Genomic DNA, 22,257 nt, shown 5'->3' on the forward strand with positions numbered 1-22,257 from the left:
TTATTTAAATCTTTTCTTCATCGGTTTCCTGCCCATCTTGAACAGCAGCTCACCCCCTTTGATCAGGTCTCTGTGGAGCAAGGTGTAGTCCCTGACTGGCTTGCCGTTTATTTCCACATGCTGGACGTAGATGTTTTTTTCATCGTAATTCTCCACTTTGACTACCAGTTCCTTGTTGTTCGGAAGTTGCAGGGTTGCCTCTTTGACGGAGGGTGAGCCAATGGCGTATTGTCCCGATGCGGGTGCAACCGGGTAGAAGCCCAGCGAAGAGAAAACATACCAGGCAGACATCTGGCCACAGTCATCGTTGCCACACAATCCGTCGGGTTTGTTCAGGTACATGCTGTTTTTGATCTGGTGAATTCGTTCCTGTGTTTTCCAGGGTTTGCTGGCCCAATTGTAGAGGTAAGGCACGTGATGGCTAGGTTCGTTGCCGTGCACGTAGCAACCAATCAATCCCTCCCGGGTTACATCTTCCGTTTCGGCAAAATACTTATCCGGCAGGTACATGGTAAAAAGGGTGTCCAGGTATTGCGAAAAACGTTCATTTCCACCCATTCTCTGGATGAGGGCAGGTACATCGTGCGGTACATAGAGCGAATAATTCCATGAATTGCCTTCGATAAACCCTTCATTGGCCGTATGGAGTGGATCAAAGGGAGCTTTCCAGCTTCCGTCACTGTTCTTTGCACCCACAAACCCGGTGTTGTTGTTGAACAGGTTTTTCCAGTTGTGGGCCCGTTCGTTGAATTTTGCGGCTACCTCCTTGTTGCCGATCGATTCCGCCAGTTGAGCAATTGCCCAGTCGTCATAGGCATATTCCAGGGTCATGGAGGAGCCGTATACACTTTTGTCAAACGGCACATATCCCAGTTTCATGTAGTCATCGAGGTTCCCGTAGTTGGGGTAGGTTGCCGAGGATACCGATGCCTCCAGTGCCCGCTGCGGGTCAAAACCCCGGATACCGTTTACCCAGGCGTCAGCGATCACCGGCACGGCATGATAACCGATCATGCACCAGTTTTCATTACCAAAATGACTCCATACCGGCAGGGATTTATGTACACTTTGGTCATGATGAGCCAGCATGGAATTAACCATATCGGAAGTACGTTCCGGTTGTATGATTGTCAACAACGGATGCAGTGCCCGGTAAGTGTCCCACAAGGAGAAAACAGAGTAATTGACAAATCCTTCCGCCTTGTGTATCTGGTGGTCGATTCCCCTGTACAGGCTATCTACATCCATGTATTCAACAGGATTGATAAACGTGTGGTACAATGAAGTGTAGAATGTTTCTTTCTTTTCCGGTGTAGCTTTAATCCTGATTCTCTCCAGTTCCTTTTGCCATTTCTCTTTGGCTTCGTTTTTCACCCGGTCGAAATCAAAATGAGGCACTTCGGCATAGAGGTTTTTCAGTGCCCCTTCGGTGCTGACAGCAGAAAGGGCAAATTTGATCTTGATTTTCTCTCCCGCTTCCGTTTTGAAGTCGAAGTGGGTCTTCAGTTTTCTGCCACCCATTTCAGGGAAATTGTTTTCCTGGTCAAACTTACGCCAGAAACCGCGATAAACCAGCTCTTCTTCATTGCGGGACCCGTAATTTTCAATGGGCTTGGAAAAGACCATGGCAAAATAGAGGTAATTGGTCCGCGCCCATCCGCTGGTGATGCGGTAGCCTGTCACCAATGTGTCGTTGTGTACCCATACCTGTGACCACAATACTTTTCCGTCATAATTGTAGATTCCGTGTGTCAAGTCAAGGACGATGTGCGCATCTTCACTTTCTGGAAAGGTATATTGGTGAAAACCCACATGTTCAGTAGTGGTCAACTCGGCATCGATATTGTAATCGTCCAGTGTTACGCGATAGTAGCCGGGTGTAGCTGTTTCGGTTTCGTGGCTGAATCGCGACCGGTATCCATTCTCCGGTTTGTCGGACGTGCCGGGGTTCAACTGCAATTTCCCGGTAGTGGGCATAATCAGAAAATCCCCCAGGTCGGAATGGCCCGTACCACTGAAATGGGTATGGCTGAATCCTACTATGGTGGGGTCGTTGTATTGATAACCGGCACAGTAACGGTACACGGTGCCTGTATATTTCCCATCTACGGCATACGGGATGGTATCGGTGTCCGGGCTGAGTTGTACCATACCAAAAGGGACGGTAGAACCGGGAAATACATGCCCCATTTCCTGAGTGCCGATCATGGGATTCACATATTGCGTCAGGTCTTCAGTTTTCTGTTGTGCGGATAATGACCCAAAGACGGATACTGCGCACAGAAGTGTAATAATTGTCTTGTTGCACATGCTCATTGTTTTATAAATCATATTGTTGATTACTTATTACCGATTGCATAGGTACCCATTTTTTCAAAAGGAACGGCTTCAAAGCCCCTGATTTTTTTAAATACTGCTGAAGTTTCCGTTAACTTGAAATTCATCCTGTTTTTATCTATAAATCCCGGATCTTCACGGGTGACAAGATTATTGGTGGTGAAATCGAGGAATTGTTTATCCGCATTTACCCCATCGTCTACTTTTAGTACGGTCTGTCCAACATTTACAAACAGGTTCCTGTCCACCCGGTTCCTTTTTGGAAAAGAGGGATCCTCTTCCCAGTATTTTGCCAGTTCCGGATAGTTTGTACAGTAGGGAGGCCGATCGAATTTTATTTCATTCAATCGCTGTTCAATAATCCCTCCGGGAGCGATCATCGGTTTTGCCCAATCAAAAGCCTGTAGGCGATTGTCTACTTTAATCCCGACCGGGCAATCAATGAAAATGTTGTTTGTGTAGGGATTGTCACTACCTCCGCCAATCAATACGGGAAAAGCGCCCGCCTTGTAGAACACGTTCCCGTGCACTTTCATCCCGCAGGCCGCATCATCGTGATAGATGGCTGTGGTACGATAGCGTTCCGGCAGGTGATGGATGAAATTATATTGCACCAGGTGTCCTCTTTCAGAGGGATTACGGCCGTAATAAATTGCACCTGCGTCGTCCGTCTCCATACAAACATGATGAATCTCGTTATACTCAATGAGGTGATCATTTCCGGAGAGTAGAATGGCTACATGCGGAGCATTAAATATTTCATTATGAATGATTTGATTGCCCACTCCCGATATTTTAATCCCTGCACTGTAGGTTTTGGCGATGCGATTGAAATCGTGAATGGTGCAATTGTGGACATAATTGCGGGCGGGGGTAAGGGTATTACGGTCTCCTCCTGAAAGAACAATTCCACCTCTCCCCGTTTCATAGATTATACAATCGACGATGCCGTTGTTGCTGCTGAATGCCTGTTGTGGCTGTTGTGAAAAACCGGTTGCATCTTCAATGGATATGGCGAAACTGCCTAAATTCCTGAATATACAACCTGAAAAAATACAATTGCCGGTTCCATACAATGCTGCCGCACTTCCTCTTGCATTTTCAAAAACGATTCCTTTAACGGTGATATCGGATGCGCCCAGCATCTCCATAATAGGCTCTTCGAGGAGCGAAACTTCCAGGGTAGATAGTGTTCCCGGATCAAAAAAATAGAGGATTCCCTCTTCTCGGTCGATACAGTATTCACCCGGGGCATCTGTTTCTTCCACGATATTGTAGGCATACCATTGATTCCAGGGTTTTCCCGATCCAAAACCGTACCTGTGTGGATGAAAAGTGGTAATGGCCTTTTTAGATGAATCAATCGACGCCAGCCTTACCGCATCATCCGCCCATCCGTGATTGAAATAACCGGCAATCCATACTTTCTCCGGATGCTTCCATCCGTAAGGCTTGTCCCCCGGATAGGTAAAGGTTGCCCCTTCCTGTCTTTTGTCATCAGCCAGGGACCCGCTGTAGATTACCTTTCCGATGTTAACCGATGAATCGTTTGGCCATCGGGAGAGGTGTCCCGGTTTTCCGTTGATAAATAACTCCATGGGGGCCGGTGTTACAGGCCGGCCAAAGCCGACCGGCTCTAACTGGCCATAATACTCGATAGGTAAGTCTTTCAGGCGGACCATAAATACCTTGTTCCTGTTTGCTTCGGGAAAGATCTCCTCTTTATCTGTCCCTGCAACCGGAAGAATCTGTTCCGGTGCAATAAGAATACTGCCTGTTAATGTGACTTTTTCATCGGGGAAGGATTGTATGGTAATGTTGTAATCTTTGTCGGTGAAGTGGATCGTTCGCTCGATGCGGTAGTTGCCTCCACGCAGCAAGATGGTAAACGGACGATTGTCCGCTTCTCCCATTCTTTTCTCCCTGATATAATCCCTGGCCCTCTCCAGGGTCATAAAGGGATCGTTTCGTTTACCGGTACCTTTGTCATTCCCGTCTACAGAGACATATACCCTGCTGTTGCCTGCACATGATCCCAGAAAATACAACAGGAATAAAAAGAGGTAATATCGTCTGGATAAGTTCCTCACTGTTTTTATCTTTTGGATTGAAGCTTTTTACCTTTGGAATTGATGGTTTCCTTTACCGACACATTTCTTGATGCCTGGTTTGTGTCTATCTCATTGCCTGTGGTGTCGAAATAGGAATTGCTGAGGGTTACGCCATCACAGTTGGAAATTACCATCCCTTTGCTTCCGGGCACTGCCTTGCTCTCTACTGTAATGTTGTTAATGTTGATGTTTTTACAGCCGGAATAGGTTTGTATATCTCCGCAGGCATCCCGCAGGATAAGTCCTTCCAGTTTGATGTTACTGCATCCGTTGAAATGAATCAATGCCGGTCTGGTTTGTATTGCACTTTTTTCGAGGTGTCCTTTCTCTACCTGATCGGTAATGCTTTTCAATACCCCTTGTCCATGTCCTTCAATGACTCCTTTACCGGTGATGCCAATATTCTCAACGTTGTCCGCCAGGATAAGTGCCTGGGTGTTGTTGACACTAACGTAATCATAAATTGACTGAAAAGCGACCAATACAGCACCTTCATGCAGTTGGATCGTTACGTTGGGCTTTAAGTGAAAACTGCCTGTGAGGTAGCGTCCTACATAGAAGTTGAGTTGTCCGCCTCCATTGGCACTGATATAATCAATGGCGTATTGTATGGATGCTGTATTTAAGGTGACGCCATCTGATTTGATGTCAAACAGGGATGCTTTGTAATCCTTTGCGAACATTGAGAGTGTGAGGATTAAAGCGACGCAGGTAATAACTATTTTTTTGCTCATTTTGTTTTGTCTTTTAATGGTTGAATGGGGTAAACAGCATTATTGGATCGTTACATTTTTGGAACGGTTTTGAATAATCTGCTTTTTGTTTTTGCTTTCGGGTTCAATAAACTCTACGTTGCGGAAAGTAGCTCCGTCCACATTGTCGATTACTATCGAAGGACGGTAGTCTTTTTTCTCGGCAACCAGTCTTACGTTGTCGAATACCACACCGTCGGCATGACGTACATAGAATCCCCATGCGGGTAGTTCTTTCCATTGTGAGAATTCAGGGTATCTTTCACGCATGTCGGGGATACTGTCCAGTTCAGTCTGGCTGGTGCCGCGATATGCATATAACGGATTGCCGGCACCCGGATATACAATTTCGATGTTCTTCAATACTACATCCTCGATTTTATGGTCGGGAAGCCCGAATATTACGGCGGGAGAGATGTTGCGCGGATTATCTTCCACCGGGCCCTCGTAGTTATAACCCGCATCGGGTTTTGACATCGGTACTTCTGCATATACATTGGAAATGCGGACATTCTTCATACTGGGTTGCTTGCCGCTGCTCCAGCGGTCACCTATACGTAGGAAAATAACGTTGCCGGTATTGATGGAGCGGATGCTGTCCACCTCAATATCCTCGATGATTCCCCCGTCTACCGCAGCAAAAGTGATGGCAGAACGAAACGTGTCAAATATGGTCACGTTTTTAATTTTAAAGTTCCTGAATCCTCCTCGGGATACGGTGCCAAACTTGATTCCATTTGCGCTGGAACGGCCTACACAGTTCTCCACTACCACATTCTGACAAATACTTTTAGCATCGTGCGATTTGAAACAGATAACATCGTCAGCTGCATCGAAATAGGAGTTTTTAATGGTTACCCCGTCACAATCGACGATGTCGATTCCGTCGTTGTTCCAGTATGCTTTGCTATCTACATAGATACCATCTACATACACATTCTTACACTGGTCGTAGGTCTGGTTCCAGCTGGCCGGGTCGCGAAGAGTGATACCGGTGATGGTGACGTTGACACACTCCCGGAAGTAGATATTCTCCGGCCGTCTCCACTCCCTGGGCCTGTCGAGCAAGAGCTCATCTTCAAAAATGCCGCGGTGGATCAGGCTGACCAGGTTGTTGGCCGTAGTGAATCCCCGTCCGTTTATGGTCCCTTTACCGGTAATTCCGATGTTCTCCTGATTCACGGCAAAAATCATGGAGGACCACTTGATTTTGGGGTCAATCACATAATCCAGCGGATTGGTGGATCCCAGTATGGTCGCACCCGGTTCCAGATGAAGGGTCACGTTCGATTTCAGGTAAATGCTTCCCGTCACGTAATTGCCTACCTGAAAAACGAGGCGGCCGCCTCCGTTTTCACTTACGTAATCGATGGCTCTTTGTATGGTTCTTGTGTTAACCGTTGTTCCGTCGGCTTTTGCTCCAAAGTCGGATACATTGTAATCTTTTGCCTGGAGATGAGTGGCAAGAAGTATGAACACGATCGAAAAATATATATTTATCTTACTCATGATTGTTGTTGCTGATTGATGAATAAATCTGATTTAAGCTTATTTTTGAATGATACGGGTTGATTTATGACGGATGAGATCTTTTCCTCTGCCCGGAACATTGTATTGCATTCTGGACAATGTAGCTCCTTTTACGTCGTCAAACACAACGGCGGGACGGTAATCTTTCTCTTTGGCAGTGAAGGTCACATTCTCCAAGGTGAGATTGCTGGCGTGACGTACATAGAGCCCCCATGCCGGCAATTCCTTCCAGTTGGAAAATTCCGGATAGGAGTCAATCAATTCCGGGATACTGTCCAGGTCTGCGGGTTTAGTACCGCGATAGGCATAGTTCGGATTGCTGCCGCCGGGGTACACAATTTCGATATTGCGCAGGGTCACGTTGTTGATGTCTACTCCCGGGATACCGTATATGACGGCGGGAGATACGTTGCGGGGAAGGTCTTCGATCGGTCCTTCGTATCCGTAGCCGGCGTCCGGTTTGGTGGCAGGAATTTCCGCATACATGTTCTGGATGGTAACATTATCAATGGTTCCTTGTTTGTCTTTATTCCAGCGTGTTCCGATACGTAAGAAAATAGCATTCCCGGTATTATAAGCGTAAAGGCTGTCCACAAAGATGTCTTCCACCTTTCCTCCATCGGGAGTGGCAATAGTAAAAGCGGAACGGAAAGTGTCGTATACTTTGTTGTTGATGATGCGGATGTTCTTGTATCCGCCCGAAGTGACCGTCCCGAATTTGATGCCGTTGGCACTTGAACGGGCTACGCAGTTACGCACCTCGATATTCTCACATCGTTTGGTTTTATCGTGCGATTTGAAACAGATGGCATCGTCCGAAGCATCGATAAAAGAGTTGCTCACTACTACGTCCTTGCAGTCGACAATATCCAGCCCGTCATTGTTCCAGAATACTTTGCTGTCGACCGTGATTCCGTCAATTCGCAAATTCTCGCACTGATCGTACGTTTGAACCCAAAAGGCGGTGTTCTTAATGGTAATTCCGCTAATGGATACATGGTTACACTCCCGGAAATAAATACCGCCTGGCCGTCTGGTTGCAGGACGGTCTAATTGTAACTTGTCCTCAACAATCCCCTTGTGGACCTGGTCAACCAAGTTGTAAGCCACCTCGGCTCCCTGCCCGTCAATCACACCCTTCCCGGTTATGGAGATGTTGCTTGCCTTGTTGGCGTACACCAATGCCGGCATAAAAATGGGTTCTTCGATGTTGTAATCGTATATGTTGGTTGATCCTACCAGTATGGCCCCTTCCCGGAGCACAATATGCACATTCGATTTCAATTCGATGGTGCCGGTCAGGTAGCGCCCCACATAGAAAACCAGTGTGCCGCCTCCCTTTTCGTGGATGTAATCGATAGCCTTCTGAATAGAGGTGGTGTTTAACGTGGTGCCGTTGGACTTAATACCAAAGTATGATGCTTTGTATTCAGCGGCTGATAGATGCAAAATAGAAAACACCGCAAGTGTCAGAAAAACAGTTTTTATTCTTTTCATTTGTTTATATTTTATGTTTTATATTTTATATTTTAAGTTAGGCTACATGGAACTGTTCCTTTATGCCGTAGAGAGGAATAGCCTAACCTTAGTGAATTCGCTTTAATCACGTATTTATTTGCTAATGATTAATAAACTGTAACAGGTCCAACCAGTCCCATCGATTGGATTTCCTGTTCCCTGCCTTTCCGGTTCGTGTATTTCTGGGCAGTGGGGTTGTCAGTTAATGCCTGCATATAATTACCCATGGTTGTGATGACATGCACCTCGATTTCATTCTCTCCGGTTTTTACATCATCACCCAGCTTGTAAATACGGTTACCGTACCATTTTACTCCTTGTGATTTCCCATTGACAAACAGTTCGGATACACCGGATACCTTTCCCAGATTCAGAATGGCTCCTTTCTTATGAATCTGGATTCGTTTCTTGTAAACCACAGTGCCGGTGAAACGGACATGCTCGGTATCTTTTAAATCCTGTAATGTTTCCATTTGTGTGCTCTTCACCCACTTCTCCCGGCTGTGGCGGAGCTCCACCTCCCAGTTGTTGTTTAGGAACTGTGCGGCCGGGTGATTCAAGGGCAGCTCTTCCCAATATTCACCTTTCCGCTCTTTGTTGAAGACAATGATGCGGGACTCTGCCGGCCCCAGGTTTAATTGCAGGCTATTGCCATCAAGCTTCAACCGATACGATTTACCCGTCTCGGGATCCAGTATCCAGGGATTACGTCCCCGGGTAATTTCTTTGGAGAAAGTGATCCGGGTGTCTCTGTTTTCATGCTTGTGGGCATTGGAGAAGAAGAAGATCTCACTTTTGTCATCTGCCTGATAACGAGTCTGCATCAGATAACGGTCGGGCCGGCTGATTTCCAGGTAATGGGGCAGTTGGTATTTTTGCTGTAAGCCGGTATACCACTCCAGGTAGCGGAGATCATCCGGTTTGGGAGTCAGGACAAAGCGGTCGGAATATGCACGAAGTTTATCCGTCCAGGCGCTTACCTTTTTGTCGTTCTCCTTGTAATTGTGCAGGCCCAATGATTTCTCTGGCAGGCACTCAATAGCGAATATTTTTCCTCCCCCGCGGACAAACTCGTAGAGCTTGGCCAAGGTGTCGGGAAACATACTCTTCACCTCCGGCAAAAACAAAATGCCGTACTTTTTGGGTCCGTAGCAGAGTTTTCCTTTTTCAATTTTTGCCTCTTGAATGATTTTTTCGGTTACATAATCGGCTGCTCCTCCATTCTTATTGATAGATTCCCAGATGATGGAAGTGTAGGGGATATTCAGTTTTTCGGGGAAGGGGTCTGTCTGTACACCCATCTCACCCCACATGTCGTAGTTGGCCGGCAGTATGGCTATATCGGTATACATGTCGGCATGCTGTAACAAAGATGAGATTCGGGCCTTGTAGCGATTCAGGTACTTGAAATAGGGCCACCAGTTGTTGTTTTCGTTATAGTAGGAGCCGTATTGTACCCACCCCGGGAAAGGTGCCTCCGGGGGTGAATAGTTGAATCCGTGCCATATGGAATGGGTAATCCCCGACATGATTGCCTGATCCGAACCTATTTTTAGTAATTCCAATGTAGCATTAAAAACAAGGTAAGTGTTGGTCATCTCTTCACAGCTGATCAATCGTTTGCCGGTAAGGTGTGCTGCGGAGGAAACATACTTGTTGATCATGGTATAACCACGCCCCCGGCGATAATCCTCATCCGACATCTCTTCTCCGAGCTTGTGGCGGAGCCAGTTGGTGGTCCACGATTCTCCTTCCGGGATGTCGTACCCCAAGCTTGTCTCCAACGGGAAGAATCCCCTGCCGTAGGCCTGAGCCCTTGATTTTACGTTTTGTTCACGACACCACTCCAGGTAGGTTTGGGTAAAACGTTCATACAGCAATTCGGCCTTTGTATATTCAAAGTCAAAGCGGACACGACGGATTATCTCTTCAAACTCCGGACTTTTCTTTACGCCATAATTCTCATCCACCACAGCCCCCAGCCGTCCGACCTTGAACATGGTAAAAGGGAGATAGGGCATCAGGTCGTAACCTCTTCTCTTTCTGAACTCGTCTGCGAGATCGGCACTCCAGTTACAGCCCTCCAATTCCATCGAATCGGTGAAGAAGGCCCTCAGGTGGTTGGAGAGTGGGCCGGTTTTTTTCTGGATGGTGTCGGACATATGATTCAGGTACTTTTTTACGGCTTCCTTGTCCATATGGTTCAGGATAGGACCTGCAGCACCGGGTGCACCGTTGATCACAGAGGCAAAGGAGTTGACTTTCACCAAGGCATAAAAGACATGCTTCCCTTCCGGCACCTTAACCTGGATAAGTTCTTCATGCCGCTGGTCCGATAATTCAATCACCTGGTCGAGACTCTCCATGGGTTCAGGAACCATTTTCAGGGAAAGAATTTCAAAAGTCCTGCCCGGAAAGGTGTCAGTAACTCCGGGATCCGTCTCGTTGAAAATATGGTAACGCGAGACTTCATAGTCCATTGGCCCTTCCAATTCCTCAGCGAGTATCAGTGCCACCTGGGCACGCTCTTCATGGGGTAACGTTTCTGCACCGAAAGGCCAACCTGAACCTACGATCAGATCACAGGTCATATCCAGTTTTTTAGCTTCATTGAAGGTAACCTGCAACAGGTCGATCCATTCGTCACTGAGCCACCGTATCGATTTGATGCCGAGATCATCTCCTGTTGAAGGGAAGTCGATAGGGTTGATCTCAACCCCACCCACACCCGCTTCTTTCAACAGGCGTAACTCTCTGATAATCTCTTTTTTTTCTACTTTGTTTCCGTTCCACCACCACCTGACGAAAGGATGGTATTTGGCATCCGGATTCTTAAATGTGGTATAGATATTGGCTCTACGCTTTCCGTTTGTATCCACAAGTGTGTCGGATCCCAACAGGGAAACACCCCCAGTGGCTACAAGACCGGCGGAAAGTGCCGCACTACGAATGATAAAAGATCGTCTGTCCATATTGTTTTTAATACTATTCGAGTTGTTTTTGAAACTGTTTATTTTTTTTGGTTGTAGGTTCGTTAAAAATATCCGTGTGTTTTCACATCTCCGTATTTAAGTGCGATTTCCACACGTTTCACCAGGAGAGATGAGTCTGCTGCGTGGAAAGCGACGGTATTGTATCCCTGTTGAATACTTTCTACGGGTAGGACAAATGCATACTGGCATTCTCCTTCCATCAGTCCCCTGCCTTTGTCATAAAGTGAGACATAATCCGGCGCCGAATGGGTTATGTCCCTGCCGTTGACTTTTAATGTAAAGGATGCCTGCTTACTGCTCCTGACAAAGAGTATCACCTCTTCGGGAACGGTCTTTCCGGGATCATCCCCAATAAAAATTTCGGCTTTGGAGAAATCATCGGATCTTACCTCCAAGGGTAAGGAGGAGATGTGTTTGATGCCATATTCGGTTACACCATCGGAGAGGCAATAGATCTTGTTCCTGTAGGCAAGTGTCTCCGGGGATCCCAGTTCCTGAATAAGATGAGGTGAGATAACCCGGCATACCTGGCCTCCCTCTTCAAGGTGCAACAATCCTTGGTAAGTTGAGTTAAAAGCTCCATAGTAATGATTGAAAAGATAAATACCATCGGCACCCTGCGATAAGATATGGGAAGCCATTCCCCTGAACATGCCGTGCGAAAAGGTCTCTCGAGGTTTGTACCCTCCGTCATCGATGGTTGCATAGACCGGGACAGTTGTTGATCCCAGTTCTTTGATAAATTGTGCAACCGGAAGGGAAGGGTTGCCACGCCAGTGCACTCCGATGGTTATGAAGTCGACCAACCCCAGACGGATCCACTCCTGGATGTCGAGCCCCTTGTCAAGGCAATCCCGGACCGTGAGTGGTACCCTGACGGAAAGGAGTATTTTTTTTCCTCTTTTTTCAGAGAGTTCATCCACTTTGGCTTTTACCTCTTTCATCAGTTCGGTCATCAGGAAAGCGTTTTTCTTTCCTTCGCCTTGTTTAAAATAGACGATGAAACGCATAAAATCCAGATCCAATCCGTCAATCATCTCATATCTCTCCAGTTGCTCGGTAATGATCGCCAATTTATGGGCACGTACTTCCGGATGTGCAAAATCCAATGCCCTGGAACCATTTAATCCGGGGGTGTCATCGTTGGTCCAAAACTCAGGATGTGCATACCAGAATTTGGGATAAGTTATGGGGCAATTGGACGTAGTATCATTAAAATGAAGGTCGTTCATCCTATAGGTGATAAAAGCTTCCATACCGTGCATCTTAGCTCGTTTAAGTGATGCTTCAATCAGATCAGTACCATCTTTTTCGAGATTCAGGTGGTTTAGGTAAAAACTTTTGTAATGATGGGTAGCAGCCGTGTCATTACCACAATCCAGCTTTCCGTCAAGATCATCACCCAATATACGGCCATGCTTTGAGCGGTAATAAAAAAAATCGCTGCCTGTGCACATCATGTAGGTAGTCACTTGTGAATGGCTGACCATGTCGACGTAAGCATTCACATCATGCACAGTGAGGGGCCGTTTGTGGAACCAATAATTGCCCAGAGCATCACTTCCGTCGTTGTTGTGAATAATCCGGTATCTCCTTTCTGGTTCAGCTGAATTAACTTGTAACGATAGAAGTATGCCCCAGGATACCAAAAAGCACACGATATATTTTTTTTGCATAGTACTGCCCGGATGATAAAGGTGTTTTGAAATTGTTACAAAAAATACCGGATCTGATTCGAGGAATTGCACAAATCAGATAATTTTAGAATAAAGAGGGTAGGGATTAAGAAATCTCTACCCTCTTTATAATTAGAAATTTATGAGAACATAGAATTTAGAACCAATTCGGGTTCGTAGAGGTCTCCTGAATAGGGATTTCATAGGTCATATGTTCCACTTTGTAGATTTTTCCGGATGACCAGTGAACCGTTGATCCGTTACGGTCAATATCTACGTTCCAGCGTTTGCTGTTGGAATATTCAAGCCCGTTTTCTCCCCACATTTCGATCCTCCACTGCAGTTTGACCATATCCAGCACAGAAAGGCCAGCCATAGACGAGTAATTGTCACACGTCAATGTCGGTGAACCCTCTTTTGTTCTTGCGGCAAGTAATTTGTTAAGCGTTGCTTTTGCAGCACCCTCCTGGCCGGCAAGAGCCTGTGCTTCAGCCAGCATCAACAATACTTCCGAAGAACGGATATAGGTATAGTCACAGTTTAGTTGATTGTTCCTGACGTTATGCTGTTTGGCAATGGTAGCACCCCATTTCAGGTTGGTGTATTTGGGAAGCACCCTTTCTCTATTGTCCGTAGGATAAGTATAGGCTACCGGTGTTGTAATAAACCTGCTTTTACGGTAATCGTTGTCATCCATCTTTTCATACAACCTGTTGTCTATTCGCATATGGTATGCACTTAAACCTCCGTTGCCTTCCAGAAAGCAGTTGAAATTGCTAAACTGATAGGTTTGAGCTCCGTTTCCGTCAACCCAGCCCAAGATGGTTTCAGGATTTCTGCTGAGGCTGCTGAATGCATTGTCGTTGGCTCTCACATCATCCGTACCTGCGGCTAAGGCGCTTACACGGGAGTTATCAATGCCGTAATACTCTTCAGCAATAAAATTGGGATATTTATTCAAAATCTCCTGGGTAGCTGTGATACAGGTAGCATAATCGCCTGTCCAGAGCGATGTGCGGGCAAGAAAGAAGAGTGCTACTCCACGGTCAATATCGTTTGGCTTGTCAGTGGTAAATCCATCGCTCGCATTTCCGATTTGAGACTCCGCAAAAAGTTGAGCAGCTTCTTTCAGGTCCGCTTTGATGAAGTCGTAGGTTTCGGTGGCAGATGCAGGGGCTACAGGGGTATTCACTCCATATTCGGTATAGATCGGCATTCCTTTTCCTTCTTTACCTCCATGTAAGTATGCTTTTTGAAATCTTTCCATCAGCAACATATATCCATATGCACGAACGGTCAGTGCCCGTGCCCGATAATCCTTCAGCGATTTGCTGCCGCTTTGTTCAACGGTTTGTTTATCCAGATAGGCCAGCACCTTGTTTGCATTGGTATGGGGAGTTGCTGCCAATAACCACCAGGTGTAAGTAGTACCCCTACTGTCGGCTTTCCATGGTTCAAAGCTGGCATCTATGTTATAATATGTTTCATATGTGCCGGTACTTCCCAATGTGGCTTCTCCCAATACAATATCATTTCCCCTAAGATTGCCAAACAGATCCTGGTTGGTAAGGGGATTTGTCGGATTACTGCTAAATCCGGAATAATCACCGGCCAGCCTGAAATTGGCATCCAGTGTTTCCACCAATCCGCCCATTATCAGTTTAATCCTTTCTTCGTCTCCCGAAGCCAGGATCTCCTGGATCATTTCGTCTGTGAGGTTATTGGGTGGGGCAACTTCCAAGCTGTCTTCACATGCGGAAAACAGAAAACCCATCAATAAAAAATATAGAAATATCTTTTTCATCATTTTCAAAAATTAATAGCGTTTAATTATAATTCAACATTTACACCAAATGATACGGTCTGCATGGTAGGATAGGTATAGGCACCTACTTCCATTCCACCGGTCAATGACATACTGGGGTCAACACCCTTAGCCGCAGAGATCATAAACATGTTATCTGCAGAGACAAAGAGGCGCAACTTGCTGATTTGGTAGTTCGACAGCAGTTTACCCGGCAATGTATATCCTAATGTGATATTCTTCAGCCTTAAATAGGATGCAGAGAAGAGGGCCATGTCGGTATATTTCCATGAACCGAAGGTTGAACCGTCGTAATTATCCGCCCCGTACCATTGCATCGGGAATTTGGCATTTTTGTTTTCAGGAGTCCAGGTGTTGTTGATCAATTCCTCTGAAAGGACGCCGATATTGTACCTTAAGTAATAACTGCTTCTGTAAAGGCCGTTTCCATATTCTACGCTGTAGTATTTACCACCCAATTGGTATGCTGCCATGGCGCTCAAATCAAATCCTTTATAATTAATTGTCGTAGAAAAACCGCCAATCCATGTTGGAATGGCACTGCCCACTTCATATTTCGAAGCCTCGTTGTAATTCTTGGTCTTGACATCGTCACCCACTTTTGCACCGGGATACTTGCCATCTGTAACATCCTTTTCGCTTACTTTGTGATAGAATAAAGGCAGCCCTGTTTCCTGGTCTACACCTCCATACTTATAAATCCACAAGTTATACCAGTCTCTTCCTACTCCTCTGAGGTAGTATTGTCCGCTGGCCGCATTGCCAGCACCGCTGGCTGACCATCCTTCACCGTTAGCTTCGTAGGTATAGGGAGGTAAACCCGGAGTATATTCCGGAATAGAACCTGCCGGTACATCTTTTAACGTAGTGGCGTAGTGTGTTCCGTTTGTAGAAATAGTCCAGGAGAAGTCTTTTCTGCGAATGATATCCACCCCGAGTTCTACTTCAAAACCGTTGTTCTGCAATGCTGCACTGTTGGATTGGAGTGATTCCTGGCCAACTGCCATATAGTTCACCTGTTGGTTGTAGAATGTGTTGTCGGTAAGTCGGTTGTAGTAGTCAACGGTACCGTGCACCCGGTTAAACAAGGAGAAATCAATTCCTACGTCAAAAGTCTTTGTGTTTTCCCAAGTCAATGCATCGTTCACAAAACCACCTACGCTCATTGTATAGGCATTGGGTGTACCCGTACCCGCTGATGTTTCGGTGTACCTCGCTCCGTAGCCCCAGGTCCTGTAACCGCTGTAGCGGCCAATTGCATTGGAGTTACCGATTACCCCGTAGCTCGTTCTCAATTTCAGGTTGTCCAGCCAGTTTTTGGTCCCCATCATGAAGGGTTCGGACGTTACGCGCCAACCGGCACCCAACGACCAGAATGTACCCCACCTGTTTTTCTTGAACTTGGATGAACCGTCACGACGGATCGAAGTGGAGAGGTAGTACTTTTCGTCGTAGATGTAATTGGCACGGCCCAGGTAACTCTCCATTCTTTCAATGTCGTCTCCGTATCCGGGTCCTCCAAATCCTCTGGCATTGACGTATCGGCCTACAAAGTTTCCAGAACCCAAAAATCCCGGGATCAATTCATAGCTGGATCCCCAGTTAATGCCTTCATTTCTCCAGTCATTGAATTCGTGTGCAGCCATGGCATCCACATGGTGTTTGTCAAAGTCTTTGTTATAAGTTAGGATCTCCTGGGTATTGATGATGGTTTGGTTAGTCAGCCTCCTGTAAATCCCTCCTTGGTCCTTTGCCGCTCCGGTTACGCTATTGGCGTATCTTACCTGAGAAATATTGTTCTTGTCAAACGAGAAGTTCACCAAAAATTTAAAATCATTCAAGAAACTGATTTCAGCATATGACCGGGTAGTAAGCATGTCAGCCACATCCTGCCATTTGTCATTTTCCATCGCATAGGCGATGTTGGTGCTTCCATACAATGCCCCCGTTTCCCCAATTGGTGAATAGGTGCTTCCTGCCGTGGAATTGTATATTGTGCCATCTTCGGGATGAGTTCTGTAACTGCCGTCTTCATTGTAAGCATATACGGGAACAATGGGGGCAAACCCGTTGATAAACCTAAATACGTTCCCTTGGTTAGAGCCGGCGTTTCTTCCCCAGGTGGTACCCATTTTGTCAGTGGAAGTTCTGGAAAACCCAACATTGGCTCCTACTTTTAACCATTTGAATAGCTGAGAGTTTATGGTTGATCTGCCGCTGAACCGGTCAAATTTTGAATTGCTGATATAAGAAGGGTCAGACAGGTAACCAAGAGATACGTAATAATCAACCTTATCGGTTCCTCCGTTGGCTGAAATATTGTATTCCTGCCTGAAGTTCTCGTTTAACAGTACTTTGTCGAATGTGTCGTTATACAGAAGTTCAGCTTGGGGATTCAATCGTCCGTCGGTGCCTACCAGATAGGCACCCGTCATTGTTTTGGCGGGAATTCCGCTTACGTTTGTTTCATCTACATAAACTGCGCCCGGAACGCGGTATGCCATGTAGTTTCCAAATCGATTTGTCCCAAATGTCGATTCTTTATTAATGTAGTTGAACAGATGCTGGCTGGCAAATTCTGCCGCCTGCTCATGTGAATAATTGGGGTTGTTTACATTGGTGGTCCAGTTTTGCGGTTGTCCTGTACCGTTTACCCCATAACGGTATGAGTTATAAATCGATTTCCATGCAAATTCATAAAAATCTTTTGCGTTATCAATCTTTCCCAGGTCAAATGGCCCCACGGAATTGAAACCTGCTTTGGCAGAAAATGAGATATTGGTTTTACCTGATTTTCCCCTCTTGGTAGTGACAAGCACCACACCGTTTGCACCACGGGAACCGTATAGTGCCGTAGATGCCGCATCTTTTAATACCGTGATGCTTTGAATATCGTTCGGATTGATGGTTGACAGTGGGTTGTCGCTTTGCGCGGGTACTCCGTCAATCACAACCAGCGCTACAGAACTGTTTAGGTTTGCCGACCCCACACCGCGTACACGTATACCCATATCCATACCGGGCTGGCCGTCTACAGAAGAAACCTGCAAGCCTGCTACAGCGCCTTCAAGAGCGCGGGATACCGTAGATACCGACTGAGAGGATACGATTGAACCGTCAACGGCGGAGATTGCTCCGGTTAAGTCCTTCTTTTTGGCAGTACCGTATCCAATCACCACCACTTCATCCAACGCTTGTGTGTCTTCCATCAGGATGATGTTGAAATTGGATTTGCCTGCAGTTTGGATTGTTTGATTGAGGTAGCCGATATAGGTAATGGTGATTACCGCGTCGTTCGCTACAGTTAAGGAAAAGTTGCCATCTATGTCCGTAATGTTTCCGTTGGTGGTGCCTACCTCCAGGATATTCGCGCCAATTACAGGTATGCCTGCATTATCCACCACTGTCCCGGTAATTTTCCTTTTCTGTTGCTGTGCATCGGCAAGTCCTTCTGCTACTCCTTCTGCTCTCTTGGAGAGGAGGATGTGATTGCCTTCCAACGCATAATTGACGTCTTTATTTTTTAAAAGTGCATGGAGTACATTGGAAACAGCTTGTTGTTTGGATTTTACCGATACCTTCTCGTTCGTATCTACCTCGTCGCTGTAGATGAACAGATAATCGGTTTGCTTTTCAATCTCGTTTAATACTTCTTTGAGTGTTACGTTTCGTTTATTGATCGTCACCCTGGCATTTTGAGTGTAGCTCATTTCGGCCATAGAGCAAAAGATGCAGGTAAACAATAAAATAAAGGTTGTTCGCATAATCAATAAAAAATGTTTAATGGGCACTTTTTCGGTTAAATGATTACCCAATGAATAGTTTTTCTTCATACATTTGTAATTGTTTTTAGTTAATACATTGAATATTTCTTGGTTGTGTTGACGAAAACGCATAATCGGTGAGCGTTGCAGCGCTTGCCGATTCTTGTTTTCCAGGTGGTCTGTAATTCGTTTATCTCATAGGCACACGTGTTTTAGTACGTTTTATCTTATATAAATTGTTCCTGTTTCTTCGTTTCTTTCGTAAGTGAACCGGATGCTTCTTTGCAGCACCCGCAATGCATAATCAACACCGTCGGATTGACGGAATTTTCCAGTGTATGTGTGTTGCGGTAACTTTTTCGAATCGATTTGAATTTTTATATCGAAATATTTTTCGAGGGATAAAAGAATCTCTTCTAACTGTTTATTATTAAATGCGATCAGGCCGTTTCTCCAGAGGTATTCGTCGGTATCTTCTATTTTTGACACAACTAATAATCCATTGTTGCTCAGAACTGCTTTTTCGTTTGGTTTTAAAGCCGCGAGTTTAACCTCATTTTTGTAAATCTCCACACCTCCTTCAAAAAGACTCGTTTCGAAAGAATTGAATCGCGAGTATGCTTCAACATTAAACGATGTGCCGGTAACACGTACATCCCCCTGGCCGGTTTTTACTATAAACGGTTTTTTTTCGTTTTTGCTAACATCGAAATAGGCTTCACCGTTCAGGTATACCGTTCGGTTTTTCTTTGAAAATGAGGACGGATAGCGAAATTCGGTATTCGAATTGAGCCATACGTTAGAATTATCGGCAAGGATGAGGTTGATACGTTGGCCGGGCGGTACAAATAGGGTGTTGTACGGTCCGGTTGAATCTTTCCCGATGAGCAAGTATAATCCGCTAACGATGAGCAGCAGGGCTATAGCCGCTGCAGCTCCTGTTGCCCATGGCGACAGCAAGACCTTCCTTTTTTGTTTTAATGAGGTCCCTCGTGTGGTTAATAAGATTGCATCATAGACTTTTCGTTCTTGAAAGAATACACGATGATTGGCTTCAGAAGCATCAAGCCATTGCTTTATCTGTTTTTCTTCATTAACCGAAGCATTCCCCTCGAAGAAACGGTATAAAAGTTCTTTGTTCACGCGTTAGTTTCTTTATCCTGTATATGTATAACAGTTCAGGAGTGAATTACCCTAACGGAAAATGTATTTTTTATTGAAAATAAAATAAAAAAAGCAACAAGTGAATGAAGTCTTTTAACGAAAAGCGAAGTTGGGCCAAGGCTTTTGACATATGAAATTCTATAGCTTTAGTGCTCAAATCCATTTGGTTGGCAATGTCTTTGTAGGATAAGCCCTGATATCGGTTTAAAATAAATACTTGGCGTGTTTTCTGGGGTAATTTGTTAAGGGTGGATTCTACAATTTTCTGTATTTCGTCTGAAAAAATGAAATCCGGATCGCAGGCCTGTAAGGTATTTATTCGTGTAGATAATAGCCATTCAGCGTGAGCGTTTATTTCTTTCTCGGCACGTTGACGCACCTGGAGGTGTTGTAAATAATTGATGCATTTATTTTTAATTATAGACAAAATGTAAGCATGAGGCTTTGTGTCCGGTAAAAGGTCTTCCTTGTTCTCCCAGTACGTTGTAAAAGCTTCCGATACAAAATCTTCTGCAACCTGTTTCTCTTTTACATATCCCCATGCGAAACGAATAAAACGATCATAATATTCGTTAAACAAATTATTGAAATGTTGTACGGAAGAGAAAGAATTCATCAGTCCTGAATTTATAAAGCAAAAATAGGCACAAAAAACTGTCTATTGAAATTATTTGATAAAAATATTGTTTAGGATCAGGCCAACAAATTCAAAGACAAGTCACTTTTCCGGTGTTTTTTCATCGGGATATTCTTGCCGGAATCCTTTCCAATAATCTTTTATTGTTGATTTCACTTCCCTGTGTAACACCAGTAGGCCGAAAAGATTGGGAATGGCCATAAACGCTACCGTGAGTAGCGACACGTTCCAGATGATAGTAGTATCGGTAAACGACGCAAAAAAGAAGGCGATCACGAAAACTATGCGGTAAATCAGTACATAATTGGCTCCGAAAAGATAAGTTACAGCCCTGTCTCCGTAATACGACCAGGCAATGGACGTGGAAAAGGCAAACAAAAGCAAGCCGATAGAAACGATGTATTTTCCAAAATCGCCGAAGAAGCTCTTGCTGAACGCGGCTGTTGTAAGCGGGGCACTGTGGATAAGTGAGTTCCCACGGAACGTTACATTATAGGGGGTGGTTGTCACTTTTCCATTTACAACATCGATCCGGCCCGTGAAAGGTTGCCCTGATTCCAGGACCACCACCTCACTGGCCAATGAACGAGCATGGATGATGGATACATTTTCCTGCAACTGACCGTCTTTAATGTCCAGCTTTCCGCTAAAAAGGGGAAGTCTGGCTGTCTGGTTGAGGTGATTCTCCAGACGCGAGACATCGGACGGTTTATTTTCACTGTAATGCGCTGTCAAGACTTCAATATCCGTTTTCTGAAACTGGTTGGGCAGTTTCTCTTTCCACACCCCAGATGACAACAATACCAGTCCCGTCAAGAAACATATAATGATCGTGTCGATAAAGGGTTCCAGAATAGCCACCATCCCTTCGGAAACGGGTTCATGCGCTTTGGCAGCAGCGTGGGCAATGGGTGCCGAGCCTTGTCCGGATTCGTTGGAAAACAACCCCCTGTTTACTCCCTGGTTGAAAGCAAAAGCAAATCCCGCACCTAAGAATCCTCCCGTAGCAGCTGTTCCCGTGAACAGGTCAAGAAAGATAGAGGCGAAGGAGGGGATTATATTCTGGTAATTAAACAAGATAACAGCTAATGCTCCCACAAAGTAAAAGATGGCCATAAACGGAACCAACCGTTCGGTAACCTTGGCAATCCGTTTGATCCCACCAATAATGATCAGGGCAAGGAAAAAAGCCATGATGGCTCCCGTAATGACGTGCTTGATGCCGAAAGTAGCGAAAACGGAGTTGGATATGCTGTTTATCTGCGGTAAACTTCCCGATCCAAAGGATGAAAGGACAGTTGCTACGGCAAAAAAGCCGCCCATCCAGTAACCGGTTTTTATCCGGTATCCGTTTTTTATGGAAATGTTAAGCCGTTTTTTCATGTAATACATCGGGCCTCCGGCTACCATGCCTTTTTCGTCGAAATCACGGTACTTATGAGACAGCGTTACCTCCACGAATTTCGTACACATCCCAAGAAAAGCCGTAAGCAGCATCCAGAAGATGGCGGCGGGCCCTCCCAGGTGAACGGCGAGAGCTACTCCTGCAATGTTTCCCGTTCCCACGGTTCCGGATAATGCTGTCGCCAGTGCCTGAAAATGGGAGGTGTCTCCTTTGTCTGTTGATTTATCGTACTTGCCTTTTACTATTTTAATGGCATGGCGGAAATACCTGATCTGGGGAAACCGGAGGTAAACAGTAAAAAAGGTACCCGTTCCCAACAGGAGAAAAATAAACCAGTAGTTTCCTCCGATGTAGTTATGCAGGGTAGTCAAGAAGTCGTTTATTTGTTGCATATGATAAGGTGGTTTTTAATAGCCATCTTTCGCGAGTATAATGTTACCCTGCTAACCGTCTTTCACGGCAACCGGTTTAGTGAGTGACGCCAAATGTTTCGCAAATATACATATTTCATTAAAAGACCGGCCAAAAGACTTAAGAAAATATAA

General features: G+C 45.4%; 12 protein-coding genes. All 12 read right to left on the bottom strand.

Annotated elements, in window-relative coordinates:
* A complete protein-coding gene (locus KCV26_08560) occupies positions 1–2,316 on the bottom strand; it encodes a GH92 family glycosyl hydrolase (GenBank protein WZX38361.1) in 2,316 nt (771 codons plus the stop codon).
* A gap of 23 nt (positions 2,317–2,339) precedes the next feature.
* Positions 2,340–4,427: a right-handed parallel beta-helix repeat-containing protein gene (locus tag KCV26_08565; GenBank protein ID WZX35390.1), complete on the bottom strand. Its 2,088-nt coding sequence runs from the start codon at positions 4,425–4,427 to the stop codon at positions 2,340–2,342.
* A 5-nt stretch (positions 4,428–4,432) separates the two neighbouring features.
* Positions 4,433–5,182, bottom strand: coding sequence for a hypothetical protein (locus KCV26_08570; GenBank protein WZX35391.1), 750 nt, complete (start codon positions 5,180–5,182; stop codon positions 4,433–4,435).
* A 39-nt stretch (positions 5,183–5,221) separates the two neighbouring features.
* Complete coding sequence (locus tag KCV26_08575) at positions 5,222–6,709, bottom strand: glycoside hydrolase (GenBank protein ID WZX35392.1); 1,488 nt, start codon at positions 6,707–6,709, stop codon at positions 5,222–5,224.
* A gap of 39 nt (positions 6,710–6,748) precedes the next feature.
* Complete coding sequence (locus KCV26_08580; GenBank protein ID WZX35393.1) at positions 6,749–8,227, bottom strand: glycoside hydrolase; 1,479 nt, start codon at positions 8,225–8,227, stop codon at positions 6,749–6,751.
* Positions 8,228–8,355: 128 nt separating this feature from the next.
* Positions 8,356–11,220 (bottom strand): glycoside hydrolase family 2, encoded by a 2,865-nt coding sequence (locus KCV26_08585; protein ID WZX35394.1) that lies wholly within the window; start codon positions 11,218–11,220, stop codon positions 8,356–8,358.
* Between the two features lie 62 nt (positions 11,221–11,282).
* Positions 11,283–12,917 (bottom strand): hypothetical protein, encoded by a 1,635-nt coding sequence (locus KCV26_08590; GenBank protein ID WZX35395.1) that lies wholly within the window; start codon positions 12,915–12,917, stop codon positions 11,283–11,285.
* A gap of 157 nt (positions 12,918–13,074) precedes the next feature.
* Positions 13,075–14,721, bottom strand: a complete 1,647-nt coding sequence (locus tag KCV26_08595) for a RagB/SusD family nutrient uptake outer membrane protein (GenBank protein WZX35396.1) — start codon at positions 14,719–14,721, stop codon at positions 13,075–13,077.
* Positions 14,722–14,747: 26 nt separating this feature from the next.
* The gene (locus tag KCV26_08600) at positions 14,748–18,575 is read right to left on the bottom strand and encodes a TonB-dependent receptor (GenBank protein ID WZX35397.1); all 3,828 of its coding nucleotides are present in this window, start codon (positions 18,573–18,575) and stop codon (positions 14,748–14,750) included.
* Between the two features lie 153 nt (positions 18,576–18,728).
* Positions 18,729–19,649, bottom strand: a complete 921-nt coding sequence (locus tag KCV26_08605) for a FecR family protein (GenBank protein ID WZX35398.1) — start codon at positions 19,647–19,649, stop codon at positions 18,729–18,731.
* Positions 19,650–19,719: 70 nt separating this feature from the next.
* Positions 19,720–20,286, bottom strand: a complete 567-nt coding sequence (locus tag KCV26_08610; protein WZX35399.1) for an RNA polymerase sigma-70 factor — start codon at positions 20,284–20,286, stop codon at positions 19,720–19,722.
* 102 nt (positions 20,287–20,388) lie between these two features.
* Positions 20,389–22,104 (bottom strand): sodium:alanine symporter family protein, encoded by a 1,716-nt coding sequence (locus KCV26_08615; GenBank protein ID WZX35400.1) that lies wholly within the window; start codon positions 22,102–22,104, stop codon positions 20,389–20,391.
* Between the last annotated feature and the right edge of the window lie 153 nt (positions 22,105–22,257).

This window comes from Petrimonas sulfuriphila, from assembly GCA_038561985.1.
GTDB lineage: Bacteria > Bacteroidota > Bacteroidia > Bacteroidales > Dysgonomonadaceae > Petrimonas > Petrimonas sulfuriphila.

Bases quoted from the DNA above. Each gene is read 5' to 3' on its own strand.
- KCV26_08560 (WZX38361.1), bottom strand. From the start codon at position 2,316: ATGAGCATGTGCAACAAGACAATTATTACACTTCTGTGCGCAGTATCC.
- KCV26_08570 (WZX35391.1), bottom strand. From the start codon at position 5,182: ATGAGCAAAAAAATAGTTATTACCTGCGTCGCTTTAATCCTCACACTC.
- KCV26_08575 (WZX35392.1), bottom strand. From the start codon at position 6,709: ATGAGTAAGATAAATATATATTTTTCGATCGTGTTCATACTTCTTGCC.
- KCV26_08580 (WZX35393.1), bottom strand. From the start codon at position 8,227: ATGAAAAGAATAAAAACTGTTTTTCTGACACTTGCGGTGTTTTCTATT.
- KCV26_08585 (WZX35394.1), bottom strand. From the start codon at position 11,220: ATGGACAGACGATCTTTTATCATTCGTAGTGCGGCACTTTCCGCCGGT.
- KCV26_08590 (WZX35395.1), bottom strand. From the start codon at position 12,917: ATGCAAAAAAAATATATCGTGTGCTTTTTGGTATCCTGGGGCATACTT.
- KCV26_08595 (WZX35396.1), bottom strand. From the start codon at position 14,721: ATGAAAAAGATATTTCTATATTTTTTATTGATGGGTTTTCTGTTTTCC.
- KCV26_08600 (WZX35397.1), bottom strand. From the start codon at position 18,575: ATGAAGAAAAACTATTCATTGGGTAATCATTTAACCGAAAAAGTGCCC.
- KCV26_08610 (WZX35399.1), bottom strand. From the start codon at position 20,286: ATGAATTCTTTCTCTTCCGTACAACATTTCAATAATTTGTTTAACGAA.
- KCV26_08615 (WZX35400.1), bottom strand. From the start codon at position 22,104: ATGCAACAAATAAACGACTTCTTGACTACCCTGCATAACTACATCGGA.